At 68.2% G+C, this 22,460-nt stretch carries 22 protein-coding genes and 1 tRNA gene; 11 read left to right on the top strand and 12 right to left on the bottom strand.

Annotated features, from left to right (window positions below):
* Positions 1-199: 199 nt before the first annotated feature.
* Both U5918_RS00420 and U5918_RS00415 read right to left on the bottom strand, forming a co-directional pair.
* Positions 200-1,489 carry a sensor histidine kinase gene (locus U5918_RS00420; RefSeq protein ID WP_335998628.1) on the bottom strand — a complete coding sequence of 430 codons (1,290 nt, stop codon included), beginning with the start codon at positions 1,487-1,489 and terminating at the stop codon, positions 200-202.
* A gap of 66 nt (positions 1,490-1,555) precedes the next feature.
* The gene (locus U5918_RS00415; RefSeq protein ID WP_335998624.1) at positions 1,556-2,215 is read right to left on the bottom strand and encodes a helix-turn-helix domain-containing protein; all 660 of its coding nucleotides are present in this window, start codon (positions 2,213-2,215) and stop codon (positions 1,556-1,558) included.
* Positions 2,216-2,375: 160 nt separating this feature from the next.
* Between U5918_RS00415 and U5918_RS00410 the strand changes: the two genes are divergently transcribed.
* From U5918_RS00410 to U5918_RS00390, 5 genes are all read left to right on the top strand, one after another.
* Positions 2,376-3,263, top strand: a complete 888-nt coding sequence (locus U5918_RS00410; RefSeq protein WP_335998622.1) for an NOP5/NOP56 family protein — start codon at positions 2,376-2,378, stop codon at positions 3,261-3,263.
* The gene (locus U5918_RS00405) at positions 3,256-3,891 is read left to right on the top strand and encodes a fibrillarin-like rRNA/tRNA 2'-O-methyltransferase (protein ID WP_335998620.1); all 636 of its coding nucleotides are present in this window, start codon (positions 3,256-3,258) and stop codon (positions 3,889-3,891) included. Before U5918_RS00410 ends, U5918_RS00405 begins: the two co-directional genes overlap by 8 nt.
* Before the next feature lie 59 nt (positions 3,892-3,950).
* Positions 3,951-5,033 (top strand): glutamate--cysteine ligase, encoded by a 1,083-nt coding sequence (locus U5918_RS00400; RefSeq protein WP_335998618.1) that lies wholly within the window; start codon positions 3,951-3,953, stop codon positions 5,031-5,033.
* Between the two features lie 49 nt (positions 5,034-5,082).
* Positions 5,083-5,604 carry a winged helix-turn-helix transcriptional regulator gene (locus U5918_RS00395; protein ID WP_335998617.1) on the top strand — a complete coding sequence of 174 codons (522 nt, stop codon included), beginning with the start codon at positions 5,083-5,085 and terminating at the stop codon, positions 5,602-5,604.
* A gap of 61 nt (positions 5,605-5,665) precedes the next feature.
* Complete coding sequence (locus tag U5918_RS00390; RefSeq protein WP_335998616.1) at positions 5,666-6,163, top strand: phosphopantetheine adenylyltransferase; 498 nt, start codon at positions 5,666-5,668, stop codon at positions 6,161-6,163.
* A 1-nt stretch (position 6,164) separates the two neighbouring features.
* On the opposite strand, the gene U5918_RS00385 is transcribed toward U5918_RS00390, so the two are convergent.
* On the bottom strand, positions 6,165-6,473 hold the full coding sequence (locus U5918_RS00385; RefSeq protein WP_335998615.1) for a transcription initiation factor IIB family protein: 309 nt from the start codon (positions 6,471-6,473) through the stop codon (positions 6,165-6,167).
* A gap of 142 nt (positions 6,474-6,615) precedes the next feature.
* Between U5918_RS00385 and U5918_RS00380 the strand changes: the two genes are divergently transcribed.
* On the top strand, positions 6,616-7,080 hold the full coding sequence (locus U5918_RS00380; RefSeq protein WP_336003265.1) for an MOSC domain-containing protein: 465 nt from the start codon (positions 6,616-6,618) through the stop codon (positions 7,078-7,080).
* Positions 7,081-7,082: 2 nt separating this feature from the next.
* On the opposite strand, the gene U5918_RS00375 is transcribed toward U5918_RS00380, so the two are convergent.
* The gene (locus U5918_RS00375) at positions 7,083-8,444 is read right to left on the bottom strand and encodes a DolP-mannose mannosyltransferase (RefSeq protein ID WP_335998614.1); all 1,362 of its coding nucleotides are present in this window, start codon (positions 8,442-8,444) and stop codon (positions 7,083-7,085) included.
* A 122-nt stretch (positions 8,445-8,566) separates the two neighbouring features.
* On the opposite strand from U5918_RS00375, the gene U5918_RS00370 reads away from it, so the two are divergent.
* Positions 8,567-8,651, top strand: a tRNA-Leu gene (locus U5918_RS00370).
* A 276-nt stretch (positions 8,652-8,927) separates the two neighbouring features.
* Here U5918_RS00370 and U5918_RS00365 read toward each other — a convergent pair.
* Positions 8,928-9,689: a LamB/YcsF family protein gene (locus U5918_RS00365; protein ID WP_335998613.1), complete on the bottom strand. Its 762-nt coding sequence runs from the start codon at positions 9,687-9,689 to the stop codon at positions 8,928-8,930.
* 175 nt (positions 9,690-9,864) lie between these two features.
* On the opposite strand from U5918_RS00365, the gene U5918_RS00360 reads away from it, so the two are divergent.
* Positions 9,865-10,488 carry a universal stress protein gene (locus U5918_RS00360; protein WP_335998611.1) on the top strand — a complete coding sequence of 208 codons (624 nt, stop codon included), beginning with the start codon at positions 9,865-9,867 and terminating at the stop codon, positions 10,486-10,488.
* Positions 10,489-10,576: 88 nt separating this feature from the next.
* Positions 10,577-11,644: an mRNA surveillance protein pelota gene (locus U5918_RS00355; protein WP_335998609.1), complete on the top strand. Its 1,068-nt coding sequence runs from the start codon at positions 10,577-10,579 to the stop codon at positions 11,642-11,644.
* A gap of 16 nt (positions 11,645-11,660) precedes the next feature.
* Here U5918_RS00355 and U5918_RS00350 read toward each other — a convergent pair whose 3' ends face one another.
* Positions 11,661-12,437 carry an MBL fold metallo-hydrolase gene (locus U5918_RS00350; RefSeq protein WP_335998607.1) on the bottom strand — a complete coding sequence of 259 codons (777 nt, stop codon included), beginning with the start codon at positions 12,435-12,437 and terminating at the stop codon, positions 11,661-11,663.
* Between the two features lie 63 nt (positions 12,438-12,500).
* The gene (locus U5918_RS00345; protein WP_335998605.1) at positions 12,501-13,295 is read right to left on the bottom strand and encodes an HpcH/HpaI aldolase family protein; all 795 of its coding nucleotides are present in this window, start codon (positions 13,293-13,295) and stop codon (positions 12,501-12,503) included.
* 100 nt (positions 13,296-13,395) lie between these two features.
* On the opposite strand from U5918_RS00345, the gene U5918_RS00340 reads away from it, so the two are divergent.
* A complete protein-coding gene (locus U5918_RS00340) occupies positions 13,396-16,188 on the top strand; it encodes an ATP-dependent helicase (RefSeq protein WP_335998604.1) in 2,793 nt (930 codons plus the stop codon).
* A gap of 169 nt (positions 16,189-16,357) precedes the next feature.
* Positions 16,358-16,492: a DUF7331 family protein gene (locus tag U5918_RS00335; RefSeq protein WP_335998603.1), complete on the top strand. Its 135-nt coding sequence runs from the start codon at positions 16,358-16,360 to the stop codon at positions 16,490-16,492.
* 255 nt (positions 16,493-16,747) lie between these two features.
* Here U5918_RS00335 and U5918_RS00330 read toward each other — a convergent pair whose 3' ends face one another.
* The 5 genes from U5918_RS00330 to U5918_RS00310 form a co-directional block, all read right to left on the bottom strand.
* Positions 16,748-17,089: a hypothetical protein gene (locus tag U5918_RS00330; RefSeq protein WP_335998601.1), complete on the bottom strand. Its 342-nt coding sequence runs from the start codon at positions 17,087-17,089 to the stop codon at positions 16,748-16,750.
* A gap of 151 nt (positions 17,090-17,240) precedes the next feature.
* Positions 17,241-17,564 (bottom strand): quaternary ammonium compound efflux SMR transporter SugE, encoded by a 324-nt coding sequence (gene sugE / locus U5918_RS00325; RefSeq protein WP_335998600.1) that lies wholly within the window; start codon positions 17,562-17,564, stop codon positions 17,241-17,243.
* Between the two features lie 39 nt (positions 17,565-17,603).
* Positions 17,604-18,842, bottom strand: a complete 1,239-nt coding sequence (locus tag U5918_RS00320) for a lactate racemase domain-containing protein (RefSeq protein ID WP_335998599.1) — start codon at positions 18,840-18,842, stop codon at positions 17,604-17,606.
* A gap of 47 nt (positions 18,843-18,889) precedes the next feature.
* Positions 18,890-19,462: a hypothetical protein gene (locus U5918_RS00315; protein ID WP_335998598.1), complete on the bottom strand. Its 573-nt coding sequence runs from the start codon at positions 19,460-19,462 to the stop codon at positions 18,890-18,892.
* A gap of 49 nt (positions 19,463-19,511) precedes the next feature.
* Positions 19,512-22,274: an AAA domain-containing protein gene (locus tag U5918_RS00310; RefSeq protein WP_335998597.1), complete on the bottom strand. Its 2,763-nt coding sequence runs from the start codon at positions 22,272-22,274 to the stop codon at positions 19,512-19,514.
* Positions 22,275-22,460 lie beyond the last annotated feature (186 nt).

Here is a 22,460-nt window from a genome sequence, read left to right as displayed (position 1 = left end):
ACTCGATCCGGACCCCGCGAGCGCCCGGCGCGGTACTCGATCCGTTGTTCGACCGTCGGACGGAACTGCGGAACCGACAGACATGAACGCAGAGGCGCATTTTCACGGTCTGAGATTCGACACGAATATGTTCGACCGGGTGTAGATATACTGCGACGTCGACGGAGACGAGCGGAAGACCGACAGCCGCGACGACCCGTCAGTCCGTGCGGGAGTCCTGGGCCGTCTCCGCACCGACGGTCTCGGAGCGCAGGAGATCCGGGTTCAGCGTCGACTCCGTCGACCGGTCTTCCGGTCCGGCCGGGGCGTCCGTAGACTGGCCCTCGGCCGGGAGCGTGACGGAGAAGGTCGATCCGGACCCTGGTTGGGACTCGACCCGGACCTCGCCGTCGTGGCGATCGACGATCCGCTTGCACAGCGCCAGCCCGATCCCGGACCCGGCGTGGTCGTCGACGGAGTGGAGCCGCTGGAAGATCTCGAAGATCCGGTCGCGGTCGTCGCCGTCGATGCCGATCCCGTGGTCGCGAACCGAGACGGTCCATTTCTCGTCCGACGCCGTGGCGGTCACGTCGATTCGCGGCGGCTCCTCCCCGCTGTACTCGATGGCGTTCGAGAGCAGGTTCTGGAACAGTTGCTGCATCTGGCGGGGATCGCCGCACACTGTCGGGAGCGGTTCACGCGTGATCTCGGCGCCGGACTCCTCGATCCTGAGCTTGAGGTCGCTGAGCACGTCGTCGAGGACCGCGTCCAGGTCCACGGCCCGCAACGACTCGCCCTGCATGTCGACACGCGAGTACTCGAGCAGCCCGTCGATCATGCCGCGCATCCGTTCGGCGCCGTCGACCGCGAACTCGACGAACTCCGTGCACTCGTCGTCGAGTTCGTCCCCGTAGCGATCGTCGATCAGTTTCAGATAGCTCGTCACCATCCGGAGCGGTTCCTGCAGGTCGTGCGAGGCGGCGTAGGCGAACTGCTCCAGCCGTTCGTTCGACGCCTCCAGTTTCTCGACTGCCTCCTCCAGTTTTTCTTCAGTTCGCTTCTGGGTCTCGTACTGCGCTTCGAGCGCTCGAGCGTGCGTGAGCGCCTGAGCCTTGTTCACGCCGATCCCGAGCCCCGCGATCGAGCCGATCGACAACAGGACGGCCTGGGTCCCGAAGGTGAACTGGACGTCGACGCCCGGGTGTGCGACGCGGAGCGCCAGCACGACGCCCATCAGGACGATCCCGCCGACGGTCCAGGCCGCGATGCGCGGGTAGAACGCGCGGTCGACGTCCGAGTTCGGTAGCCAGAACGCGGCGTACAGTAACACCAGGCCGGGAACGGCGAGCAGGAGCAGGTTCAGCGCCGCCTCGAGGAGCCCGCCACTGGTCGAGAGCGCGGTGATCGACCGCCCGAGCGCAGTGAGGAGAAACACCGTACCGAGCACCGGGAACACCAGGATCCAGGGGCCCGTGCGGTCCGAGAGTGCGTCGCGAAAACGACCGTTCATACCGTTCGAAGAGGTCGGCGGTGTGGTTCAGACGCACTGTTGAGTAGACAACCCCTTTTTATACGGTCAGGGCGAGGGCGGCGCCACGGCGGAGAGCGTCTCGCCGAGGACGTGGTTGGTCCCGCGCCGGATACGGGAGGCGACGGCCTGCTGTGAGATGCCCAGTTCCGTGCCGAGGTCGGCCAGCGTCACTTTGCGCGGGGATTCGAAGTAGCCGCGTTCGTATGCCAGGACCAGCGCTTCCTGCTGCGGGCCGGTGAGCGCCGTCTCGGTCCCCGTCTCGATGGGGGTGAGCGCGTGGAGCGCGGTCAGGGTGATCGGGATATCCAGTTCGCGACAGCGAGCCTGGAAGGCGGCGATGTCGGCCCGGTCGTCGCCCCTGATCTCGAAGGTCCAGTGGCTGTTCGTGCCTGTCGCCTCGATGAGCGCGATACGGGTCTCCGTCAGCGTCGTCAGCACGTCGTCGTAGTCCATCGCCCACTCGACGCGCAGCAGGTGCTCGTGCGCGACCGAGTCGACAAAGTCGATTCGCTCGATGCCGGGATGCTCGTCGAACGCGCCCTCGATGTCGTCGACGATCGTCCCCCGGACCCAGAAGTAGGGGATCACCACGTCGCGCGCGGGGATGATCCGCTCCAGTTCGACCGTAACGTCCGGGAGCCGCTCGAATATAGTCCCGAGCGGGAACTGATCGGCGGGTACCGTGAAGGTCGCCTCTGTGGCCATGTCCGCTAGTCGTCGCCCGTCCGGAAAGGGGCCCGGACGCGGGCCTTCCGTGACAGGTCCGGGGACCTCCATGCCGTCGACCGTCGGAGGGCGCGACCTGCCCGTTCTCGCCCCGTCCGTTCGGGAACGCATATACGAGGCGGGTCACAAATACCGGCCAATGACCGACACGAGCGACACCCCGGAATCGGGGTGGTTCGCCGGCCTGGAACCGGAGGACGGCGACGGAGCCGCCGAGGCCATCGCCGATGGCACGGCCGACGAACCGCGGGACTGGCCGGCGCTGGCCGTCGAAGCCGGCTTCGCCGCCGACGAAGAGGAGTACTACGAGCGCCTCCGGACGGCGACGCTGTCGGCCGCCCGGGACGCCGTCGCCGAACGCGAGGGCGCCGTCGACCAGCAACTCGTCCACGCAGTGCGGGCCATGGACGACTGCCGACGACAGGCCAACGAACTCGCCGAACGCGTCGCCGAGTGGGGCGGCAGTCGCTTCGAGTCGGCGGGCACCGGCGTCGACTACGCACGCGAACTCGCGGACCGTAACCCGGAGACCCCGGGCGACCAGCGGGTCGTCGCGCTCGCCCGGCGAGTCGTCGCGCTCGACGAGGAGGCCGACGCGCTCAGAGAGTACGTCGAGACGACGACGCCAGACGTGGCCCCGAATCTCTCGACACTCGCCGGCCCCGTCCTCGCGGCGCGCCTGCTCTCGCTGGCCGGTGGCCTGGAGACGCTGGCGAAGAAGCCGAGCGGCACGGTGCAGGTGCTCGGCGCCGAGGACGCCCTGTTCGCGCACCTCCGGGGCGACGCGCCGTCGCCGAAACACGGGATCATCTACACCCACGACGCGGTCCGGGGGACGCGCCCCGAGGACCGCGGCTCTGCGGCCCGGGCGCTCGCCGGGAAACTGTCGATCGCCGCCCGGATCGACCACTACAGCGGCGACCGCCGACCCGAGTTACGCGAGGACCTGGAGGACCGGATCGCGACCATCCAGGCGCGGGCGGACGGGGAGGAGGCAGACCAATCCCAGGGGGGCGACGATGAGTGACCTGCCCGAGGGCGTCGAGCGCAGACCCTTCGACGGCGAGGAGGCGCTAGCGACGCAGGGGCCGCCGGCCTACGGCGAGCCGACGGACGACGAGGGCTGGCGGCGCTGGGACGCCCGGCGCTCGAAACTCGGCGCGATGCTGGAGACGGGGATGGACACCGGACTGGCCGGTGGCGAGACGGTCCTCTACCTCGGCGCAGCCGCGGGGACGACTGTCAGCCACGTCGCGGACTTCGCCGGACCGACCTATGCCGTCGAGTTCGCGGCCCGGCCCGCGCGGGACCTCCTCGAGGTGGCCGAGGACAGAGAGCGCTTGTTCCCGCTCCTGAAGGACGCCAGGAAGCCCGAGACCTACGCGCACGTCGTCGAACCGGTGGACGTTATCGTGCAGGACGTGGCGACCCGTGGCCAGGCCGAGGTGGCACTGGCGAACCGGGAGTTCCTCCGCGAGGACGGTCGGCTGCTGCTTTCGATCAAGGCCCGGAGCGAGGACGTGACGGCCGAACCGGAGACGGTGTTCGACGACGCCGTCGAGACGCTGGCCGAGGGGTTCGAGGTCCTCGAACGGGACCGGCTGGAGCCGTACCACGCCGATCACCTGGCCGTCGTCGCGCGCCCACGGAAGTGAGGCGCGCGCTGGGGTCAGAGGGGAAGGTTTAGGCCGAGGGCAATTGTAGCCGCGGAGAGATGGACCGGAGGGGCTCCGCCGAGACGTTCACCCGGATGGGCACGCTGGGCATCGAGGAGGAGTTTTTCGTCGTCGACGACCGGAACCGACCGACCTCCGGCACCGACGAACTCGTCTACGAGTCCGACCCGCCCGAAATCCTCGAGGGCCGCCTCGGTCACGAACTGTTCAAGTGCGTCATCGAGACGCAGACGCCGACCATCGGCGCCGACAACCTCGACGAGGCCGGCGAACAACTGGACGCGGTCCGCGACGCGCTCGTCGAGCACGCCGAGAGCCACGGCTACGGCATCGCCGCGGCAGGGCTGCACCCGGCCGCGAAGTGGCGGGAGCTGGAACACGCCGAGAAGCCCCGGTACAGATCGCAACTCGACCGGATCCAGTACCCCCAACACCGGAACACGACCGCGGGCTTGCACGTCCACGTCGGGGTCGACGACGCGGACAAGGCGATCTGGATCGCCAACGAGCTCCGCTGGCACCTGTCGATCCTGCTGGCATTGTCGGCCAACTCGCCGTACTGGTGTGGGTTCGACACCGGGCTCCACGCCGCGCGGGCGAAGATCTTCGAGGCGCTCCCGAACACGGGTATCCCCACCGCGTTCGACTCTTACGCCGCGTTCGACGAGTTCGAGCGGACGATGATCGAGACGGGATCGATCGAAGACCGGGGCGAACTGTGGTACGACGTGCGACCGCACTCCGGGCTCGGGACCGTGGAAGTGCGGACGCCGGACGGGCAGGCCGACCGCGAGAAAGTGATGGCCTTCGTCGAGTACGTCCACGCGCTGGTCACGGACTTCGCGGCGCGCTACGAGGACGGCGAGACCGGCCAGAAGCACCGACGGGAACCCCTGGACGAGAACAAGTGGCGCGCGATCCGTCACGGCCACGACGCCGAGCTGCTCTCCCGTGACCTCTCGGAAGCGGTCGACCTCGGCGAACTGGTCGACCGGGAGTGTCAGCGTCTCGGCATCGACGGCATCGCCGACGTGTACGACGGGGAGAGCGGGGCCGAGAGACAGCGCCGACTCCGCGACGAGGGCGGCATGGACGCGCTCTGTGCGGCACTGCGCCTCTAGCCAAGGGTTTTTACCCGCCTGCGGCCTTCCGTCGGAATAGAAACGACTCATGTCGACAGACGAGACACCGGACGGGGAGGAGCCGGAACCGGGGCGGGAAACGGCCGACGAGGACGAGGACGAGGAGGGCGTCCGGGAGCGGCTGGAGGCCGAGACCGACCGGGCGGTCGAGCGCTTCGACGATGGCGTCGTGGACCTGCTGTCGTGGGTGCTCGACACGGAGACGCGAGCACGCATCTTCGTCTACCTCCGCCAACACCCCCACAGCACGAGCGACGAGGTGGCGGAGGGGACGGGGCTGTACCCCAGTACGGTGCGTGAGGCGCTCGCGGAACTCCACGAGGAAGAACGAGTTAGCAGGCGCAAACGCGAGAACGGCGGTGCCGGAAACAACCCCTACGAGTACACGGCCATCGCTCCGAGCGAGCTGGTCACGAGCATCGCGGGCGAGGTCCAGGCCGAGCTGAACACGGTGTTCAACCTGGACGATCACCTCGGCGACGAGGAGGCAGAACCGACGGACGACGCCGACGAACCGGTGACGATCACGGTCGAGGAGTCCGAGGAGTGATGCCGGCGGTCGGCGGGGAAATCCGAAGCCACTAAACCCTGAGGGGACCATGCACGGAGATATGAAGGTCGCGCTGGGCGGGACGTTCGACCCCGTACACGATGGGCACCGTGCGCTGTTCGAGCGCGCGTTCGAGCTGGGCGACGTCACCGTCGGGCTGACGAGCGACGAACTCGCACCGAAGACCCGCGACGAGGATCGCCACGTCCGGACGTTCGAGAAGCGCCGGCGCGATCTCGAGGCCGAACTCGCCGCGTTCGCCGAGGACTTCGACCGCGAGTACGAGGTCCGGAAACTGACCGAGCCGACCGGGATCGCGACCGAACCGCAGTTCGACTTCCTCATCGTCTCCCCGGAGACGGAGACGGGCGGCCGCCGCATCAACGAGATCCGCCGCGACAACGGCCACGACCCACTCGAGATCGAAGTCGTCGAGCACGTCTACGCCGACGACGGCGAGATCATCTCCTCGACGCGGATCGTGAAGGGCGAGATCGACGAACACGGCAACCTCACGCCCGAACGCGACGGCCGGCCCAAGCGCGAGACCGAAACCTGAGTCACCAGTCCGGGGCGTCCAGTCCTGTCTCTTCTAGCAGATCCTTCCAGCGCTGCTGGACGGAGAGTCGCGAGACGCCGACGGCGTCGGCCACCTCGCCCTGCGCACGTCGATCGCCGCCCACCAGCGTCGCGACGTAGAGACTCGCGGCGATCGCCGCGCGCTTCGAGCGGTCGTCCGCTGGGACGGTGGAGAGGAACAGGTCCGCCGCGCGCGAACGGACGGCGTCGTCGAGGTCGAGTCGATCGGCGGCCGCTTCCAGCTCGGCGAGCCACTCGGCGTGTTCGACCTCGTCGCTGGCGCGGTACACGTTCGCAGTAGCTCGCCCGGCGATCAAAACGCTGTCGCCGACTCGCTGGTTCGCCGCGAGACTTTTCGACGCCCGGACTGTAGGGCGACACGTGACGCCCACCGTCGAACGCCTCTGGGTGACCGACGAGGGATCGGCCCCGATGGAAGCCGTCGAGTCCGTCCGTGCCGTCCAGGGCGGGCTCGAAGGCGACCGCTATCGCCGCGGGAGCGGCTATTACTCGGGCTACGACGAGTGCGAGGTGACGCTGCTCGATGCGGCGGCCATCGAGCGGATCAGATCGGAGCACGGCATCGACCTGCGCGACGGCCGCCACCGCCGGAACGTGGTGACGCGCGGGGTCGACGTCTACGACCTCCTCGAGACGCGGTTCGAGATCGGTGACGCAGTGCTGGAGGGGACCCGCCCGCGACCGCCCTGTGCGCACGTCGAACAGGTCGCCGGCGAGGAGGGGGTCGCCCGATCGCTGACGGACGGCCGCGGCGGGATCTGCGCCGACGTCGTCGAACCCGGGGAGATCGCGGTCGGCGACGCGATCGAGATCGGCGACTCGACCGCAGCGGATCCGGACGCACTGGCCGACGCGATCAGGGATCGGCGATCCTGACGTCACCAGGGAGTGACTCTGTCGAAGATCCAGGGGACCGGCGGCTGGTCGAACGGCCACTCGCCGCAGGTCGGTTCGAGGAGGGTCCCGCCGGTCTGGAAGACGAAGGCGCGTTGCTTGTTGTCGAGTCGGTAGTGGCAGGTGTCGGGTTTCAGTTGCTCCCAGTAGATCGTCTGCATGTCCGGCACGCCAGGCGGTTCGGCCGCGAGCGGGCCGTAGTCGATTTCGCCCCAGGACTCCTGCTGCTCGCCGATTCGGTCGCGGATCGGCGTGACGGTCCCGTCGGCGTTCCAGTAGTAGCTCCCGGCGACCAGGAGGACGACGAGCCCCAGTAGCAGCGTCCGTCGGGACGGGGTCGGCGTGTCGGCGATCAGCGCACCCACGCCGAGTCCGGCGAAGGGGATCGCCAGCGCCGCGTCGATCGCGCCGGCCATCTCGACGAAGAAGAGGACCTGGTAGGTGATCCCGCCGACGGCGACCCACCAGTAGCGGGACCAGTCGCCGTCTGCAGCCCTGAACCAGCCGTACATGCCGATCGGGAAGAGGAGCACACCCCAGCCGACCTCGTAGATCGGCTCGATCAGCCGGCTCGCGAGGGGGTACTCACCGGCCCCGTAAAGCGGCGTGAGGACTACTTCGACGAACAGCGGGACGAGATTGTCCGTCAGCACGAACGGGAGGAGCACCAGCGCCGTGACCAGCGCGGCGCCGCCGACGGCGCGAAGCAGGCCCGCTCGCCGCCCGTCGTAGTACGACATCGCCAGCACGAGGGCGGCGAGGGGCGCACCGAGGTGCCAGAATCCGGCGGCGACGGCGGCGGCAGCACCGCTCGCGAGCCAGCGCTCGTCGTAGGCCAGCAGTAGCGCCACCATTCCCACGCAGAAGGTCATGTACTTCGGTCGGATCCCGGCGTAGGGGTAGGTGAACAGCGTGGTCACGGCGAAGACCGACCAGCCGGCCGCCACGCTCGCGAGGCCGTCACCCGTCAGGCGGTAGTTGAGCACGCCGACCGCGGTGACGCCGGCGGCGATTGCACCAATGGCGGCCAGAACGCTGAGGACGTGGAGGACGGCCATGTTGCCGCCGGAGAGGACCGCGAGGACGGTCGTCACGGCGTAGATGAGCGGCGGTTTGAGGTCCCAGAAGTCGACGTACGGCGTCGCGCCCTGGGTGATGTACCAGCCCCCGTGCTGGAAGAGGGCTGAGTCGCTGCTGACGTGCCAGGGGTTGTCGACCGCCTGGATGAGTGTCCCGACGAGGACGAGCGCGATGGCACCCCCGGCGAGGAGGGGGAACCAGTGGGCCTCGATCCAGTCGTGGAGGTCGCTCCGCGTTCGCGGGACCGTCGCGGGAACCACCTGCATCTCTCGGTCGTGGGTTCCGCCTGTTCGTATAAGTTAGTTCGCAAATAGTCCGGGTCGTGGCGGTTCCGTGGGTCGGTCTCGCTCGTGACGTTTATACGGAGGCGCTGGAAAGAGAGGACTGGGCGCGGGTTGCCGAGCTAGGCCAAAGGCGCAGCGCTTAGGACGCTGTCCCGTAGGGGTCCGCCGGTTCAAATCCGGTCCCGCGCATTCTGCTGCGAGCAATCCGCGAGCAGCAGAATCGCCAGCGGATTTGAACCAGAGGAAGGAACGCGCAGCGAACGTAGTGAGCGAGCATTTCTTCCTCTGGTTCGAATCCGCTCCCGCGCACTACCGCCCGTTCGGTGAGAAAAGGCGGCGGGAAGCGACGGCGTCGTGCGGTCGACTCGGGCGGGCTTCCCGTTCGGACGAATCGTTGTACCGGTATCCCGGCGGTCGTCGACCCCGGGAGCGGCGGCCGCCGAAACTGATGGAAACCGATCCGTGTCAGACGATGTCGGCGACACCGGTGAGTTCGATATCGGTGTCGTCGAGGCGGTCGTGAATCGCCGCCAGAATCTCGACGATGTTCGGGGTGTCCCCGTGGACGCAGATGCTCTCGGCCGGGATGTCGAGCTGCTCGCCGGACGGCGTCTCCACGACGCCCTCGGTTGCGATGCTGATGAATCGGTCGGCGACGAGTTCCGGGTCGCGGGCCGTCTTCTCTTTCGGGATCACGACGCTCCGATCCGACCGGTAATCCAGGTCGACGTAGCCCTCGAACGCGGTTCGAATGGAATACTCCTGTGCGACCTCGTAGATGTTCATATCCGTCGCGAGGTAGATCAGATCCTCGTCGACCTCCAGGATGCCCTCGATCACCGCTCGGGCGTGATCCTCGCTCTCGGAGAGCATCGTGTACATCGCCCCGTGGGGTTTGACGTGCTGGAACGGGACGCCGAGTTGGTCGGCGAACGCTCGCAGTGCGCCGAGTTGGGAGACGACGTAGTCTCGAACCTCCTCGGGTGAGGCGTCCATCGTTCGACGCCCGAAGCCGAGTTTGTCGGGAAGGCCCGGATGGACACCGACATCGACGTCGTGGTCGTCTGCGAGCGCGACCGTTCGCCGCATAACGTGTGGGTCACCCGCGTGATACCCGCCGGCGATGTTCGCAGTGGTGATGTAGGGCATCACCTCGGCGTCCCGGCCTTTGGTGTACTTGCCGAAACTCTCGCCCATGTCGCAGTTGATGTCGATGTGGTGAGCCATGACCGATCGATGGTCGGAGAGATGTCCTCTGAGGGATTAAGTCACCGGGCGGATCGGCCAGATAATGCCCGATCCGACGAACAACGGACTCGTCGAGAAGTGTGGGTCGAGCGTTGTTCCCGTGGATTGGGAACGTGGCTGTGGTAATATACGGCCCAAAGTCGTTCGATCAGGTGTGTACGAACGCATCCTCGTTCCGACGGATGGGAGTACAGGGACGGCCCACGTCGCCATGCAGGCGATCGACCTGGCCGAACAGTACGGCGGGACGGTCTCGGTCTTCCACGTGGTCGACGAGACGGCGAGTTCGTTACTGGAGGCCACGGGGTCCCGGGACCAACTCGAGGAGCAGGGCCGGCGGGCGGTCGAGCGGATCGAGCGGATGGCGCAGGTCCACGGCGTCGACGTCGAGACGGAGATCCGGACGGGCGATCCGGCGACGGCGATCCTCGAGTACGCCGAGGAGATCGACGCGGACCTGATCGTGGCGGGCACGCACGGGCGCTCCGGGGTCGAGCGACGGCTGATCGGGAGCGTCGCGGAGCGACTCGTTCGCCACGCGGACTGTCCGGTCATGACGGTCCGGCTGCCCGAGAGCGACGAGACGGTGACCGACGCCGCGGACGCGCGGGCCATCGCCGAGGACGCGCTCGCGGAGAGCGAGTACGGCGACGGGGAGATCACGGGCGTCGAGCGACAGGTCAGTGTCTGGGTGGTGGACGTCGACGCCGACGGCGAGTCGCTGGTGGCCTACATCGATCCCGTGACCCAGCGGACGAGCCTGGTCGCCCGGCACTGATCCCGTCGGCCGTCCGAACGAGAAGAACGGGGACCGATCGGGTCGCGAAACCGGAGGGCACTTACCCGACAGCCCCGCACCGGCGGGTATGCGTATCGCCGACCGGGTGCGGGTCGAGGGCGGGAAGGAGCGAATCACCGTCGTTCCGGAGACGCTCGACGACCTCTGGCACCTGACCTACGTCCTGGAGCCCGGCGATCTCGTCGGCGGGGACACCACGCGTCGCATCCAGCGCAACGACGACCAGATGCGCGACACCGGCGGGGAGCGCGAGCACATGTACGTCACCATCGCCGTCGACGACGTGGAGTTCGCCCGCTTCGCCAACCGGCTCCGGGTCGGCGGCGAGATCGTGGATTGCTCCCGGGAGGACCAGCTGGGCCACCACCACACGCTCAACGTCGAGGAGCGCGACGAACTGGAGGTCGAGAAGCGCTGGAAATCGGATCAACTCGAGCGCCTGAACGAGGCCGTCGAGGCCTCGGAGAACCCCGACGTCGCCATCGCGACGGTCGAGGAGGGGCAGGCCTACGTCCACACGGTCGCCCAGTACGGGACCGAGGAGCGAGCGAGCATCAACGCGCCGACCGGGAAGGGGGAGTACGCCCGCCCCCGCGAAGAACTGTTTTCGGACCTGACGGACGTGCTGGGACGGATGGACGTCGCGGCGATCATCCTCGCGGGCCCAGGGTTCACGAAGCAGGACGCGCTCGATTACATCGAGGACGCGGCCCCCGAGGTGGCCGAGTCGATCACCACTGTCGACACCAGCGGGGTGGGTGATCGCGGGGTCCACGAAGTCCTCAAGCGAGGGGCGGTCGACGAGGTCCAGGAGCAGACCCGGATCGCCGAGGAGGCGGACCTGATCGACGAACTGATGGAACAGATCGGCGAGGGGCAGAAGGCGGCCTACGGGCCCGAACAGACGGCCAAGGCAGCCGATTTCGGTGCGGTGGAGCACCTGCTCGTGCTGGACGAGGCGCTCCGGCGCGAACGCGGCCCGGACGGCGAGTGGGACGTGGACGTCGACGACGTCGTCGAGTCGGTCGAACAGCAGGGCGGCACCGTGACGGTGTTCTCGAGCGAGTTCGATCCCGGACTGCAACTGTCGAACCTCGGTGAGATCGCGGCCGTCCTGCGGTACCGACTCGAGTGAGTAGCGGGGGGTGCGGTCAGGCTATCTCGACCGACAGGCCGTCCCTGGCGAAGCGGACGTCGCCGTCGTAGCGCTCGCCCAGCGAGTCGAGCATCGCGTCGTGTTCGCCCTCGGTGTGGGGATAGAGGTGGGTGAGGTAGACCCGGCCGATTTCGGCGTCGGCCGCGGCGAGCGCGTCGCCGAGCGAGGCGGGCGTCGGGTGGTTGGAGACGTCCACCTCGTCGGGGAACGAGCAGTCGTGGGCCAGGACGGGACAGCCGTCGAAAAAGTCGATCAGCTCGGGGAACGCCTCGCTGTCGCCGCTGAAGCCGAAGGCCGGCGGCTCGGTGTCGCCGTCGCGGTCCGCATCGTGAGCGAGACGGTAGGCCAGACAGGGCATCGAGTGGCGGGTTGCCTTCGCTCGCCCGGAAAAGCCGGCGACCTCGAAGGACTCGCCGTCCTCGACGGTCCGGAGGGTGAGGTCGAGGCGGTTCTGCATGTACTCGTGGACGGAGAGCAGGTCGCGGACCAGGTCCGGCGTGCCCGGCGGGCCGACGATTTCGAGCGACTCCGCGCCGGCGAGCCACCGGGCCTTCATGAGCGGGAGGAGGTCGGCGAGGTGGTCGAGGTGATGGTGCGTCAGGAGGACGGTGTCGACGCCCTCGTAGCCGACGTCGGTGGTCTGGAGGGCGTGGATCACGCCGCTGCCGCAGTCGAGCAGGAGGCGATCCCCGCCGGCCTCCAGCAGGATGCCGGTCTGGAACCGCTCGCCAGTGGGCATCGCACTCCCGGTGCCGAGGAAAGTGACGCGCATACCACAACGGCGACGCCCGGCGACTTCAAGCCACGGCACTGCCGCCTGTGGGGAATCGCTCCCTTAGCTCCGGTCGCCGTCGTACGCGTCCAGCCAGTCCGAGACCGCAGCCTGGAGGGCGCCGGCGGTGCTCCCGAGGTTGAGCAGTTGGTACCCCTCGTCGACCTTCTCGTTGACGTCGTCCATGCCGAAGCCGAGGCCGCCGACCGGGACGCCGGCGTCGACGGCCTTCGACCGGACCATCTCGACGGCCTCGCGGACCTCCGGGTGGTCGAGTTCCCCGGGGTGGCCTAACTGGACCGAGAGGTCCAGCGGGCCGATGAACACGAATCCGAGATCCTCGATGCCCAGGATCTCGTCCAGGTCGTCCAGCGTCTCACGAGTCTCGACGGTGACGCCGACGACCGTCTCGGCGTCCTCTGTGACGACGTACTCGTCGGCCATCCCCCAGCGACGGGCACGCGGGGCCGCCAGCCCGCGCTTGCCGGCGCCGCCCCCGTACCGGAACCGCGCGGCCTCGACGGCGCGTCGCACCTCGTCGGCCCCCTCGGCCCTGGCGAGGAACAGGTTGCGGACGCCGGCGTCGAGGGCTTTCCTGATCTGTGCCGGTTCGCTCGTCGGGACGCGGACCAGGAGTTCCGTGTCGGTCACCTCGGCCGCGCGCAACAGGTTCTCCATCGCGCCGGCGTCCCAGGGGCTCGGGCCGCCGTGTTCCAGGTCGATCCAGACGAAGTCGAGACCGAGGTCGCCGTACAGTTCCACCAGCGTCGGACTGTAGGTGCTGTCGAGGACGCCGAGGGCCACCTCGTCGGCGTCGAGTCGGGCCTTCAGCGCGTTCGATCGCTGACCGTCGGGCATGGACGTACCTCGTGTGCGAATTCAATAAACGCGGCGGGCGGTTCCACTTTCACCGCGCTCTCCCAACCGACTTGAGCGCGACGCCCCAAGGGTGCCCAGGATGGGAGAGCGCGACCTGCTCGCCGCCGAGTCGGTGGACTTCGACCCCGCGGCCGTCGACGTCGACGACGAGCACGTCCTGGACCTGCTCGACCCCGTCGTCCGCGAGTGGTGGGTCGAGCAGTTCGGCGAGTACGTCCCCCAGAACGGCGGCTACTTCACGCCGCCCCAGAAGGAGGCGATCCCGCTGATCCACGAGGGGACGAACACGCTCGTCGCCTCGCCGACCGGGAGCGGCAAGACGCTCGCCAGTTTCACCGGTATCATCAACGAGCTGTTCGCCCGCGAACGCGACGCGGGCCTCGAAAACTCCGTCTACTGCCTCTACGTCTCGCCCCTGAAGTCGCTGGCCAACGACATCCACCGCAACCTGGAGGTCCCGCTGGAGGGCATCACCGAGAAGCTCGACGCGCGGGGCGAGGACGTGGAGATCCGCCACGCGATCCGCCACGGCGACACGCCCGACAGCGAGCGCCAGCGGATGCTCGCGGAGACGCCACACATCCTCAACACGACGCCGGAGACGCTCGCGATCCTCCTCAATTCCCCGAAGTTCCGGGAGAAACTCCGGACCGTCGAGTACGTCATCGTCGACGAGATCCACAGCCTCGCCGAGAACAAGCGCGGCACGCACCTCTCGGTGTCACTGGAACGGCTGGAGGGGCTCGCAGCGCGTTCGCCCACCCGGATCGGCTGTTCGGCGACGGTCGAGCCCCTCGATACGATGGCGGAGTTCCTGGTGGGACAGACCGACCCCGGGGATAGCGAGTCGCGCAGCGACTCGACGACTTCGAGCGGCGAGGCCCGCGAGCCGCGAGAACCCCGCGAGTACGAACTCGTCGACACCCGGTTCGTCCGGGAGTTCGACGTGGAACTGACCTGCCCGGCCGACGACCTGATCAACACGCCGCGGGACCTGATCACCGATCGGTTCTACCGGGACCTGCACGAACTGATCGACGACCACACCACGACGCTCGTCTTCACGAACACGCGCTCGGGGGCCGAGCGGGTCCTGCAGAACCTGCGGGAGCGCTACGATCACTTCGACGGGGACAACTCGGCCTGTCACCACGGCAGCCTCTCGACCGAGGAGCGCCAGCGCGTCGAGGGCATGCTCAAGGCCGGCGAACTCGACGTGGTGACGACCTCGACGAGCCTCGAACTGGGAATCGACATGCCAGACCTCGACCTCGTAGTACAGGTCGGCTCGCCGAAATCCGTCGCCGCCCTGCTCCAGCGGGTGGGCAGGGCCGGACACCAGCTCGGGGAGACGGTGACCGGGCGCGTGATCGCGCTGGACCGGGACGAACTGGTCGAGTGCGCGGTGATGCTGAAGAAGGCCGAGGAGGGGTTCGTCGACCGCGTGTTCGTCCCCGAGAACGCACAGGACGTGGCCGCCCAGCACGTCTACGGTATGGCGATCAACGGCCCCCGTCCCGAACGCGAAGTGAAGGGAATCCTCCAGCGGGCCTACCCCTACCGTGGGTACGGCGACGACGAGTGGGAGCAGTTGTGCCGCTACCTGACCGCCGACTACGAGGGGCTGGAGGACCGCAACGTCTACGCGAAGATCTGGCGCGACGAGAACGATCCGCCCGACGGCGAACACCACTACGAGGATTTCCCGGTCGGCGAGCCCCTGATCGGCAAGCGCGGCCGACTGGCACGGGTCATCTACATGACCAACATCGGGACCATCCCGGACTCGTTCACCTGTGACGTGATCACCCGGAGCGACGACCGGTGGGTCGGACAGCTCGACGAGTCCTACCTCGACACCCTCGAGTCGGGCGACGTGTTCGTCCTCGGCGGGACCAACTTCGAGTACCGCTACCGCCGGGGCTCGAAAGTGTACGTCGACCCGACGAGCGCGCGCCCGACGGTTCCGTCGTGGTTCTCCGAGCGACTGCCCCTCTCGTACGACCTCGGCCGGGAGATCCTGGCCTTCCAGCGCGAACTGGTCGCGAAGCTGACCGATCGCGGCCCGGCGGCGGTCCGCCACTGGCTGCGGGAGTTCCCGCTCGACGACGACAGCGTCCGCGCGATCACCCGGATGTTCGAAGAGCAGGTCGCCTTCGCCGGTCCCGAGAGCGTCAGCACGGACGAGCGACTGGTGATCGAGACGGAGATGGATCGCAACGAGTACGAACGTCGCTACTACGTCCACTCCAACTACGGGCGGCGGTTCAACGACGGGTTCTCGCGCGTGCTGGCTTACCGGGTCGCACAGACCGCCAACGCGAACGTCCAGGTCGCCGTCGCCGACCACGGCTTCAGCCTGTCGATGCCCCTCAACCGGAAGGTGGACCTGGCGGGCATCATTCGAGACCTCGATCCAGACCAGGTCAGGGCCGACCTCAGGGCCAGCCTAACGGGGACCGACCTCTTGAAGCGGTACTTCCGGATCAACGCGACGCGGTCGCTGATGATTCTGAAACGCTACAAGGGCTACGAGAAGTCGGCGAGCCAGCAACAGGTCTCTAGTGAGATGCTACTCGGGTTCGCCGAGGACCTGCCGAACTTCGCGGTGATCGAGGAGACCTATCGCGAGATCCTCTCGGACAAACTCGACGTCGCGGCCATCGAGCGCGTCCTCGAGGACGTCCAGAGCGGTGATCTGGCGGTGGTCTCCCATCGCGTCCAGACGCCCAGTCCGCGGGCGTTCGGACTGGCGACGCTGATGGCCTCGGACGTGGTCCTCGCCGAGGACGAGAGCGAGGTCCTCCGGGAGTTCCACGAGCGCGTGCTCGACGAGATCGGTGAGGATACCGGCGTCGCGACGGGCGGCTGACCCCGCCAGATTTCACCCCAGGTGACACCTCGACGAGCCCGCGATCGCGAACGCCGCGAAAGCGAACGTTACCCGGCCCGAAGCCCGAGCGTACGGCCACGTCAACGCCTCGACGTGTCGCGAAATCCCCGATTAAGCTCTTATAGGCATCGTCTGTTACTCCCAGGTGATGCAGCAAAGAGAAAACACTGGACGGTTCGTCGAGGAAGAGGCCCCCGACGGAACCGTCGTTATCTACGACTCACAGAACCGCCGCGCGTGGCTCCAGTCCGACGCAGCCGTCGATCTCGGCCGACAGACCTGAACCGGGAAACCGGGTCCTACTCCGCGTAATCGGCGACTACCTGCCGATATCTCGCCGGAATATTCCGCGCCAACGATCTGCCCCCCGCTCACACTGTCCCGGAGACGGGTCGAGAGGCCGGTCCGCCGTCGCATCGCAGGACGACGAGCCAGACGACGGGTCACCGGTGCAGGCGACGCGGGACGGGGGTCGCTGAAGCGATCGCGTCGCCCGAGGTCGGTTTTCGTCAGCCCCCGTGAGCAACTCCGGCGACCGTCAGCCGGACATTCCGTCGCCCATCCCGTCGTCGGTCATCCCACCCTCGGTCGTTCCGGTAGCGTCCATTCCATCGTCCCCCATTCCGTCGTCGCTCATTCCGTCCTCGGTCATGCCGTCGTCCATCCCATCCTCGGTCATGCCGTCGTCCATCCCATCCTCGGTCATGCCGTCGTCCATCCCATCCTCGGTCATGCCGTCGTCCATACCATCGTCGTCGCCCATCTCCTCCTCGGTCGGGGTCCCATCGGAACCGCCGTCCAGACAGCCCGCCACCCCCGCAACCGCGAGTCCGCCTGTCACCTGCACGATGCGCCGTCGCGTGAACGTGTCGTCCGTCATATTGCGATCGAAGGGTGCAACTATCGGTACAAGAGGATTTTTCGAGATTCGGCCGAACTCCACCTCGGATCGGCTCGGAGTGGGTCCGGAGTCTCTCTAGAATTCGGGTCGGATCGAGTATCGGTGTGAACGGCTGCGAGCGTGGCGTGTGCTAGTGCCCGCCGGATACTGCGTGGAGGCCGACGATTCCGACGACGATCACGCTGATAAACGCGACGCGGGCGATGGTGGCAGGTTCGTCGAAGAGCACCACGCCGAGGGTCGCCGTCCCGACGGCGCCGATACCGGTCCAGACGGCGTAGGCCGTCCCGATGGGGAGGTCACGGACCGCCCGCGCGAGCAGGATCATGCTCACGAGGAGGGCGATCCCGGTGGCGATCGTCGGCACCGGTTTCGAGAACCCGTCCGAGTATTCGAGGCCGATCGCCCAGCCGATCTCGAAGAGTCCCGCGAGAATGAGGATGTACCAGGACATTCGACTCGGGAGACGCGCCCGATCGGGCTATACCTTCCCCTATCGAGTCGCACCGTCGACCAGGAGGGTGTCGAGCGCGTCCGGGACGACGAGCACCGAACTCCCGGGGTCGACGGCGTCGGCCACGGATTCGCGGGCGTGCATGAGGCAGTCCTCGACGACAGCTGGATGGTCGCTGTTCGTCACGTATACGTCGTGGTCCAGAAGCGTTCGGGCCACGACGAACGCCCGCTGTGCGCCGGGTTCGTACCCTTCTCGCATCTCCTGGTAGAGGCGGTCCGCGCTCTCGGCTTCGCGCAATCGGTCGTAGAAGCGCCGCTCGCCAGTTCCCTCGCCCGCCCCCTCCGGGAGGGTTGCCGGAAGCACGATCCGGCCCCCGGAACGGAGCGGATCGCGCGCGCCGAGGGCGACGTACGTCGCCGCACGGGTGGCCTGGTAGAGATTGGCATCCTTCGGCGCGCCGACCCCCGCGACCACCGCGTCGTACTCCTCGCTCACCGGGACGGAGAGGGCTTCCCGGCCCGCGGCAGCGAGGTCGGTCACGACCGCTCGTGGCTGGCCGGCGCTGGCGTCGAGGATTCCCGATGGCCCGTGCGTCACGTTTAGACAGAAGTCCAGCCCGATCTCGTCGCCAGCGCGGTCGACGGCCTCGCGGAACGGGTTGTTCTCGACGCGGCCCAGCCGGACGCCGTCGCGGGCCAGCATCTCGGGGCCGTGGGTGTACCGGATCAGCGACTCGCTGCCCGCGCCGATAGCGACGGTCTTGGCCCCGCCGGAGAAACCGGCGTACTGGTGGGGTTCGACCATTCCGGTCGAGACCACCAGGTCGGCGTCGGCGACTCGCTCGTGGACTTCGACCGGACAGTCGTCGACGGTCCCGACCGCGACCGTCTCCTCGGGATCGTGGTTGATCGTCAGGTCGGCGTGGTCGCCCAGGCCGGCCTCGATCTCCGCGTCGGTCATCGGTCTGTGGAGGCCGAGACCGATGAGGACGGTGACCTGCTCGCGGGCGACGCCCGCGCGTTCCAGTTCCCCCAGCAGGACGTCGACGAGCACGTCGTCTGGCGTCGCGCGGGTCACGTCCGTCACGACGATGGTGACGATGTCGTCGGGATCCGCGAGCCGGGCGAGTTCGGGGCCCTGGGAATCTGCGACGGCTGCTTCGGCGGCTTCCCGGGGGTCGACCGGTTCGCCTCCCGGCGGTTCCGCGACGGTCACGTCGCAGTCGGGGAGCGAGACCGAGATCTCCGACTCGCCGAGCGGGAGCGTGAACGGCATTGCGTGATTCGAGGGCGCACAGGCCGGAGTAGTTGTCGGTGACCGGATCAGGACGTGGCGTTCGCCCAGGTCCGCTCGGGCGGGTCGGCGAAGCGGTGGCACTCGTCGTCGATCGGGCTGGTCACGCTGCTCGAACAGCCGGTGTACTCTCCGTTCTCGAGCCAGAGGACTCTCGTGCCGTGCGCGTCGGAGAAGATCCCGGCGGGCGCGCCGCCGCTCGTGGTCACGGTGATCCGGTACTGCACGCCGTACTCGCAGGACGCGTTCGATTCCTCGGCGCCGTGGGAGTCCACGTGAACGCGGAAGGAGCTCAGGTCCGCACCGTGGGGCGAGGTACGTTCGACGCTGGCCGACAGCGACGCGTTCGGGCCGCCGGTCTCGACGAACGACGTCTTCGTCAGTTCGCCACCGGAGATCGAACCGCCGCCGTACGTCGCTATGTCGTCGGCACAGCCCGATTCGAGGCGCTCGAACCCGGTGACCGAGGCGTTCGTCGGCCCGGTCTGATCGGAGACGCCAGGGAGCGCGGTCACCGACGGCTGGACGAGTCCGACAAAGGCCACGGCCAGGACGCAGATCGCGAGGAGGACGGCTGGCCTGGGGAGGGAGGCGGGGAGCATTCTGGGAGACTTCAGCCGGGGCCGGCAAATGAGTGTCGGTCCGGCTACACTACCGCGCCCACTCGACCATCCGGCCGTAGACCGGGTCGGTCGCGAGGGCGTCGGCGTCGCCCACCAACACGAGAGCCTTCTTCGCCCGCGTCAGGGCGACGTTGATCCGGCGGTAGTCCTCGAATATCGGGCCGTCCAGCGTGTCGGAGGCGACGAAGGAGACGACGATCACCTCCTTCGAGGAGCCCTGGAAGCGGTCCACGGTGTCGACGGTCACCCCGGCCGGCGCGCGCTTGTTGATCTCCGCGACCTGGGCGCGGTAGGGTGCGATTACTCCGATCTCGTCGGCCGGAACGCCGGCGTCGAGGTAGGCCTGCACGGTGTCGACGACCGCCTCGGCCTCGACGGGGTTGGTGTTTCCCACCGCTCGCCCGTCGGGGTCGACGAACGCCACGGAGTCCCGGAGGTGGTCGGGGAGCGCGTCGGTCGTCACCCCCTCCAGGTCGTCGATGCGCTGGCCGGCGACCGCACCGGTCGCGGGGCGCAACTGCCCGTCGTAGAACTCCTGCGAGGCGAAGGCCTGGATGCGCTGGGACATCCGGTACTGGCGATCCAGCATGACGCCCGCCTCCGGGTACTCCTCGATCAATCGCTCGAATAGCGAGGTCTCGAGCGGCGCAGCGGGGCCATCGGGGTCATCATCGGCTGCCTGCACGACCGGCGGGAGTTGCTGGTGGTCGCCCACGAGCACGGACGTCTCGGCGAGCCGGACCGCCGCCAGCGTCGCGGGTTCGGTCAACTGCCCGGCCTCGTCGACCAGCGCCGTGTCGAAGGACTGCTCGCGCATCACCGTGGAACCACAGGAGGCCGTGGTCGCCGCGACCACCGAGGCGTCCCGCAACTCGCCGGCCAGCTCCTCGGGGTCGCCGCTGTCGGCCAGCCGATATTTCTCCATGTCCGGCCGGACCCCCGTTTCGGTGCCGACCCGGACCACGTCCGTGAACCCTTGCTCCTCCAGGGCCTCGATGGCGTTGTCGACGGCCCGATTCGTGAAGGCCGTCAGCAGCACGCGGTCGCCGCGCTGGACGAGGGCGCGGACCGTCCGCGCGAGCGTGTAGGTCTTCCCGGTCCCGGGCGGGCCGTGGATCAGCGCCACGTCCTCGGCCCGCATCGCGAGTGAAACCGCCTCGTTCTGGGCCGCGTTGTTGTCGATGTACGTCGCGTCGTCCTCGCCGAAGCGGGGCTCGCGGCGGCCGAACAGGACCGCCTTCTTCTCGGGAGACTGCTTGAGCACGGCGTCGTGGAGTGCGGTTAGCATCCGGTCGACGCCGATCTCGGAGGGGTAGACGTCCAGCCGCCGGAGTTCGACGGGTTCGTCGGTCGTGACGACCACCTCCTCGCCGAGTTCCTCGACTCGCGCCATCTCCGCGCGGCCCCTGATCGGGTGGCCGTCGCTGGCCAGCACCACGTCACCCTCGCGGATCTTCGAGACCGCGCCGGTCCCCTTCGCCCGGAGTTCCCAGCGGCCGCCCTCGCGTTCGGTCTGGCCCAGCGGTTCGAGGTCGATCAGCGCCCGGTCGTCGGCGGCCCGTTCCTCGGCGGTCTGGCGCCAGAGCTTGGTGTACTCGCGGTGGACCGCCCGCCGTTCGGCCTCGATCGCGCGGTAGAACCGGTCGAAGTACTCGCGTTCCGCCTCCGGAATCGGACTCCCGACCTGGCCGGCTTTGGACTCCTGGTCGAGCCGACCGGAGACGGCCATGCAGGTGTCTTGCTCGAAGCAGTACTCGCACTTGGCGTTGGCCTCGAACCCGGTCGGCACGCCCACGTCGTGTTCCATCGCCGCGATCTCGTTGCGCGTGCGGACGACGAACTTCAGGAGGCCCGGGCCCAGCGTGAACTCCTTGGCGGGGGAGAGGTCGCCCGTCTCCTCGGTCCGCTCGACGGCGGCGTTCTTGGTGTAGAGGAGGGTCCCCGTGTCGGGGGCGGCGCCGGCGTGGTCGTCTGGCGTTTCGGCGGCACCGTCACCGTCGTCGCGATCCGCCGAGCCACCGTCCGCCGCGGTCCCGTTTGCGACGGCCTGTTCTCCAAGGAGGAGGGCGTAGCAGGCCGCCTGGATCTTGTCCTGGAACCGGGGGTCGCGTTTCGTGTTCTTCCCGGTCTTGAGTTCCACCGGGCCGCCCCGTCGGACCGCGTCCGCACGGCCCTTCAGTCCGTACGTCTCGCTCACGAGCGTCTGTTCGCTGCGCCACTGATCGGTATCTGTCAGCGTTCCCTGCTGGAGCCAGCCCTCGATGGCGCTGGCGTGGTCCCGGACCTCGTCGGCGACGGCGTCGGCGTCTTCACCGAGCAGGCCGAGTTCGAGGCCGGAGGCGGCGACGTGTTCCTCGATGGCCTCGTCGAGGTCGCGACCGCGGAGGAGGTCGCCGAACACCTCGTGGACGATGGTCCCCTTGATCACCGGGTAGGCCAGTTCGACCCCGGCGAGTTTGTTGAGGTAGTACATCCGGGGACACTGCACCCACGAGCGCACGTCGGTCACGTCCACGAGGAACCCGGGGTCGACGACGACCATTGACTCCCGAGCGGTGGCGTACTGAATCTCCCCGCGGTACTCGTCCTCCTGGACGTTCGTCACGAGCAGTTCCATCCCGGGTTCGAGGACGTCGGCGGTCTCGGTCCACTTCCCCCAGAGGGTGACCGTGACGGGGTCGGCGCGGCCCTCGTCCGGTCGCATCCGTACCTCCGCCAGGTCGCTGGTGCCGCGACTGGTCTCGACCGTCCGCTCGGCACCGACCTCGACGACTGGCCCGCGGAGTTGCACGGTGGAATCGAACCGCCCGGACGGACAAAAGCCCTCCCCCTTCGGTCGCGGCGGTCCATATGCCCGGCCTACTCGGTGGTGAGACCGTCACCGGAACGGGTTGCCTTCCGCGGTACACTGCCTATAACAATGGGGGCCGGACGGGACTGGCCGATGACCACGCCCGCGACGCAGGGGCGCGGGCGA

It is taken from the genome of Halorientalis sp. LT38 (genome assembly GCF_037031225.1).
In the GTDB taxonomy this organism is placed as follows: domain Archaea; phylum Halobacteriota; class Halobacteria; order Halobacteriales; family Haloarculaceae; genus Halorientalis; species Halorientalis halophila.
The sequence above is the reverse complement of the archived record's forward strand: the minus strand, read 5'-3'. Positions and strand labels throughout refer to the sequence as shown.

Coding starts and splice junctions, on each gene's coding strand:
- U5918_RS00350 (WP_335998607.1), bottom strand. CDS start 12,437: ATGCGCGTCACTTTCCTCGGCACCGGGAGTGCGATGCCCACTGGCGAG.
- U5918_RS00400 (WP_335998618.1), top strand. CDS start 3,951: ATGGACCGGAGGGGCTCCGCCGAGACGTTCACCCGGATGGGCACGCTG.
- U5918_RS00335 (WP_335998603.1), top strand. CDS start 16,358: ATGCAGCAAAGAGAAAACACTGGACGGTTCGTCGAGGAAGAGGCCCCC.
- U5918_RS00380 (WP_336003265.1), top strand. CDS start 6,616: ATGGAAGCCGTCGAGTCCGTCCGTGCCGTCCAGGGCGGGCTCGAAGGC.
- U5918_RS00390 (WP_335998616.1), top strand. CDS start 5,666: ATGAAGGTCGCGCTGGGCGGGACGTTCGACCCCGTACACGATGGGCAC.
- U5918_RS00345 (WP_335998605.1), bottom strand. CDS start 13,295: ATGCCCGACGGTCAGCGATCGAACGCGCTGAAGGCCCGACTCGACGCC.
- U5918_RS00320 (WP_335998599.1), bottom strand. CDS start 18,842: ATGCCGTTCACGCTCCCGCTCGGCGAGTCGGAGATCTCGGTCTCGCTC.
- U5918_RS00365 (WP_335998613.1), bottom strand. CDS start 9,689: ATGGCTCACCACATCGACATCAACTGCGACATGGGCGAGAGTTTCGGC.
- U5918_RS00420 (WP_335998628.1), bottom strand. CDS start 1,489: ATGAACGGTCGTTTTCGCGACGCACTCTCGGACCGCACGGGCCCCTGG.
- sugE (WP_335998600.1), bottom strand. CDS start 17,564: ATGTCCTGGTACATCCTCATTCTCGCGGGACTCTTCGAGATCGGCTGG.
- U5918_RS00405 (WP_335998620.1), top strand. CDS start 3,256: ATGAGTGACCTGCCCGAGGGCGTCGAGCGCAGACCCTTCGACGGCGAG.
- U5918_RS00415 (WP_335998624.1), bottom strand. CDS start 2,215: ATGGCCACAGAGGCGACCTTCACGGTACCCGCCGATCAGTTCCCGCTC.
- U5918_RS00315 (WP_335998598.1), bottom strand. CDS start 19,462: ATGCTCCCCGCCTCCCTCCCCAGGCCAGCCGTCCTCCTCGCGATCTGC.
- U5918_RS00340 (WP_335998604.1), top strand. CDS start 13,396: ATGGGAGAGCGCGACCTGCTCGCCGCCGAGTCGGTGGACTTCGACCCC.
- U5918_RS00375 (WP_335998614.1), bottom strand. CDS start 8,444: ATGCAGGTGGTTCCCGCGACGGTCCCGCGAACGCGGAGCGACCTCCAC.
- U5918_RS00395 (WP_335998617.1), top strand. CDS start 5,083: ATGTCGACAGACGAGACACCGGACGGGGAGGAGCCGGAACCGGGGCGG.
- U5918_RS00410 (WP_335998622.1), top strand. CDS start 2,376: ATGACCGACACGAGCGACACCCCGGAATCGGGGTGGTTCGCCGGCCTG.
- U5918_RS00330 (WP_335998601.1), bottom strand. CDS start 17,089: ATGACGGACGACACGTTCACGCGACGGCGCATCGTGCAGGTGACAGGC.
- U5918_RS00355 (WP_335998609.1), top strand. CDS start 10,577: ATGCGTATCGCCGACCGGGTGCGGGTCGAGGGCGGGAAGGAGCGAATC.